Source organism: Frateuria sp. (assembly GCF_035695185.1).
Taxonomy (GTDB): domain Bacteria; phylum Pseudomonadota; class Gammaproteobacteria; order Xanthomonadales; family Rhodanobacteraceae; genus Frateuria_A.
The window spans coordinates 1-4,008 of the sequence record NZ_DASSES010000009.1 but is presented as its reverse complement, the minus strand read 5'-3'; the positions used below and the strand labels follow the sequence as shown (position 1 = coordinate 4,008).

General features: G+C 70.7%; 3 protein-coding genes. All 3 read left to right on the top strand.

What is annotated here, in order from left to right:
• Nucleotides 1-176 precede the first annotated feature (176 nt).
• Nucleotides 177-2,117: a chemotaxis protein CheA gene (locus tag VFH59_RS00405; protein ID WP_325162909.1), complete on the top strand. Its 1,941-nt coding sequence runs from the start codon at nucleotides 177-179 to the stop codon at nucleotides 2,115-2,117.
• Between the two features lies 1 nt (nucleotide 2,118).
• Nucleotides 2,119-2,859, top strand: coding sequence for a flagellar motor protein (locus tag VFH59_RS00400; RefSeq protein WP_325162908.1), 741 nt, complete (start codon nucleotides 2,119-2,121; stop codon nucleotides 2,857-2,859).
• Between the two features lie 127 nt (nucleotides 2,860-2,986).
• On the top strand, nucleotides 2,987-4,008 hold a 1,022-nt coding region (gene motD, locus VFH59_RS00395), incomplete at its 3' end, for a flagellar motor protein MotD (protein ID WP_325162907.1).

The following is a 4,008-nucleotide window of genomic DNA, read 5'->3' as shown; positions in this document are numbered from 1 at the left end:
CATCAAGAAGGTGGTCAACTTCATCGAATCGGTCGAATCCTCGCTGCTGGAGCTGGTGCGCCTGACCGGGGCCCTGTCCGGCCGCGAGCCGCCGCCGGTGGTGGAGAAGATCTCCGGCCAGGACGAGGCGGACCGCCTGCTCAGCGAATTCGGCTTCTGAGCGCGGCCGGATGAGCATGGATCCCTCGCTCGACGCCGAACTGCGCGACGATTTCCTGGTCGAGGCCGGGGAACTGGTCGAGCGCTTGTCGGAACAGCTGGTCGAGCTGGAGGCCAACCCGCGCGACGCCGAACTGCTCAACGCGGTGTTCCGCGCCTTCCACACGGTCAAGGGTGGCGCGGGCTTCCTCGCCGTCGAGCCGATGGTGCAGCTGTGCCACCACGCCGAGGACCTGCTCAACGCTGCACGCAACGGCGCGCTGGTGCTGGACTCGGCGCAGATGGACGCGCTGCTGGAGGCGCTGGACCTGCTCAACGCGATGATGGACGCGCTGCGTGGCGGTGCGTCCATGGCCATGCCACCGCCGGCGCTGCTCAAACGACTGATGCCCGGCGCGGCGCCCGCGCCTGCGCCCGCACCCGTGGCGGCGCCGGCTCCCGCCCCCGCCGACGGCAGCATCGACGACAGTGAGTTCGAGGCGCTGCTGGATAGCCTGTACGGCACCGCGGCGCCGGGCACGGTTCCGCCGGCCGCGCCGCCGGCATCACCGACCAGCATCAGCGACGACGAGTTCGAGGCGCTGCTGGACAACCTGCACGGCACCGCGGCGCCTGGCGCCAGCGCCGCACCGGCGCCCAGCACCAGCATCGCCGACGACGAGTTCGAGGCGTTGCTCGACAACCTGCACGGCAAGGGGGGCGCTCCCGGCGCCCAGCCCGTGGCGACCGCAGCGGCACCCGCGCCGGCTCCCGCCGCGGCGCCGGCGCGGGCGTCGGCGCCGGCCGAGACCAGCGTGCGTGTCGACACCGGTCGGCTCGACGCGCTGGTCAATCGCGCCGGCGAGCTGGTGCTGGTGCGCAACCGCCTGCAGAGCCTGGCGCAGAAGAGTGGCGACGAAACCCTGGCGCAGGCGGCGGCCGAGCTCGATCGGGTGGCCGACGAGATGCAGGGCGCGGTACTGGCCATGCGCATGCAGCCGGTCGGCCGGCTGTTCCAGCGCTTCCCGCGGATCGTGCGCGACCTCGCCCGGCAACTGGGCAAGGAAGTGGACCTGGTCACCGAAGGCGAGGGCACCGACCTGGACCGCAGCCTGGTCGAGGCGCTGGCCGATCCGTTGATCCACCTGCTGCGCAACGCGCTCGACCATGGCCTGGAAATGCCGGACGAGCGGCTCAAGGCCGGCAAGTCGCGTCGCGGCACCGTGCGCCTGTCGGCCAGCCAGCGCGGCGAGCGCATCGTGATCGCGGTGAGCGACGACGGCCGCGGCATGAACCCCGAGGTGCTCAAGCGCAAGGCGGTCGAGAAGGGCGTAATCGACGAGGCCCAGGCCGCACGCCTGACCGAGAACGAGTGCTACGAGCTGATCTTCCGGCCGGGTTTCTCCACCGCCGCGCAGATTTCCGACATCTCCGGCCGCGGCGTCGGCATGGACGTGGTCAAGACGCGCGTGGCCGAACTGGGCGGCACCCTGCAGGTGCGCTCGAAGCTCGGCCAGGGCAGCGAGCTGGAACTGACCGTGCCGCTGACCCTGGCGATCCTGCGCGTGCTGATGGTGCGCGTGGGGCCGCGGCTGTTCGCGCTGCCGCTCTCCAACGTGGAGGAAGTGTTCGAGCTCGTCCCGGGCCAGGACCGCATGCTCGACGGCCGGCTGGTCGCCAACCACCGCGGCCGCGCGCTGCCGCTGGGCGACCTGGCCGGCTGGGCCGGCGTGCTCGGCGCCGCGCCTCGCCACGTGGTGGTGCTGCACATCGGCCACCAGCACATCGGCTGCCTGGTGCACGAGGTACTCGGCCGCGAGGACGTGATGGCCAAGCCGCTGGGTCCGTTGTTCGAGGGCGTGCCGGGCATTGCCGGTGCCACCGTCACCGGCGACGGTAACCTGGCGCTGGTGCTGGACCTTGCGGGCCTGGCCGACGACGGCGGGCAACTGCTGCCGTCATTGAGGGCGGCCGGCTGACATGGACCTGGTGAGCCTCGCCGGCACGATCCTGGCCTTCCTGGTCATCATCGTCGGCACGATCCTCAAGGGCTCCACGGTCGGCGCGCTGGTCAACCCGGCGGCGTTCGTGATCGTGTTCGCCGGCACCATCGCCGCGCTGATGGTGCAGACGCCCGGGAGTGTGCTCCGACGCGCGCTGGGCATGCTGCCGATGGTCTACCGGCCACCGGTGTTCCACCCGTCCGACCTGATCACCCGCATCATCGGCTGGAGCGAGATTTCCCGCCGCCAGGGCCTGCTCGGCCTGGAGCCGCAGATCGAGGAGGAGGACGACGGCTTCGTGCGCAAGGGCCTGCAGATGCTGGTCGACGGCGGCGAGCCGGACGCGATCCGCGGCGTGCTGGAAGTCGAGATGGAGGCGCGCGAACACAACGAACTGGTCGCCGCCAAGGTGTTCGAGAACGCCGGCATCTACTCGCCCACCATGGGCATCATCGGTGCCGTGATGGGCCTGATGGCGGTGATGCAGAACCTGGCCGACCCCAGCAAGCTCGGCCACGGCATCGCCGCCGCCTTCGTCGCCACCATCTATGGCGTCGCGCTGGCCAACCTGCTGATGTTGCCGATGTCGGCCCGGCTCAAAGGCCTGGTGCGCAAGCAGACGCAGATGCGCGAGATCCTCGTCGAAGGGCTGGTGTCGATCGCCGAGGGGGACAACCCGCGGCAGATCGAGGCCAAGCTGCAGGGGTATCTGTCGTGAGCCCGGCGCCGCGCGACCTTGCCTCCCGCCCCTGCGTGCAGGGAAGGGCCGGGGAGGGGTGCTCTTCAACCAGTGCGCCCGACCCCCTCCCGACCTTCCCCTGCCGGCAGGGGGAGGAGAGGTGCGCATGAAACGCAAGCACCACGAGGACCACGTCAACCACGAGGCCTGGGCGATTCCCTATGCCGACCTGATGACGCTGCTGCTCGCCTTCTTCGTGGTGATGTACGCCGTCTCGGTGGTCAACGAGGGCAAGTACCGCGTGATGTCCGAGTCGATCGTCGAGGCGTTCAACGGTTCCAGCCACGTGATCGCGCCGATGCCGCCGGAGAAGGCGCGACCGCACAACATCGATCCGGCGATCGCCGCGCCGGCGGGCCAGCCCGGGGCGGCCGTCGCTCCGATTGCGGTGCCGATCCCGCTGCGTCCCGCGCCGGTGCGCAAGGTCGCCGAGCGGGCGCCGCACGAGACGCTGCGCGACACGCAGGCGGCCGAAGAGGCCGTCCGTCAGGCGAACCTCACGCGCATCCAGAACGAGGTCGAGAAGGCCCTGCAGCCGTTGATCGACAGGAAGCAGGTGGTGGTGCGGCGCACGGCCAACTGGCTGGAGGTGGAGATCCGCACCGACATCCTGTTCCCCAGCGGCGTGGCGCAGCTCTCGCGTCCGGCCGATGCGGTGCTCGGCAACCTGGCCGGCATCCTGGCGCCGTTCGGCAACCCGTTGCGCATCGAAGGCTACACCGACGACAAGCCGATCAATACGGCCGTCTATCCGTCCAACTGGGAATTGTCCGCCGCGCGCGCCGCCAGCGTGGCGCGGCTGTTCGCGGACCAGGGCGTCAGCCCGAACCGCATGGGCATCATCGGCTGGGGCGAGTTCCGCCCGGCGGCGGACAACGCTACGGTCGAAGGCCGCAACCGCAACCGCCGCGTGCTGGTGGTGATCTTGAGCGATCACGCCGGGCCCACCCGCATCAGCGATGCGGACCATGCCGGCGAACTGGCCGACAGTGACGGCGACATGGCTGCCTCCGCTGCGATCGCGGGCAACAAACCGAAGACGCAGGCGTCGATCGCGGCGGCCCCGGCGGCCATGCTGCCAGCCACGCCATTGATCCGGCCGGCAGCAGCCGGCGCAGCAGGCCTCCC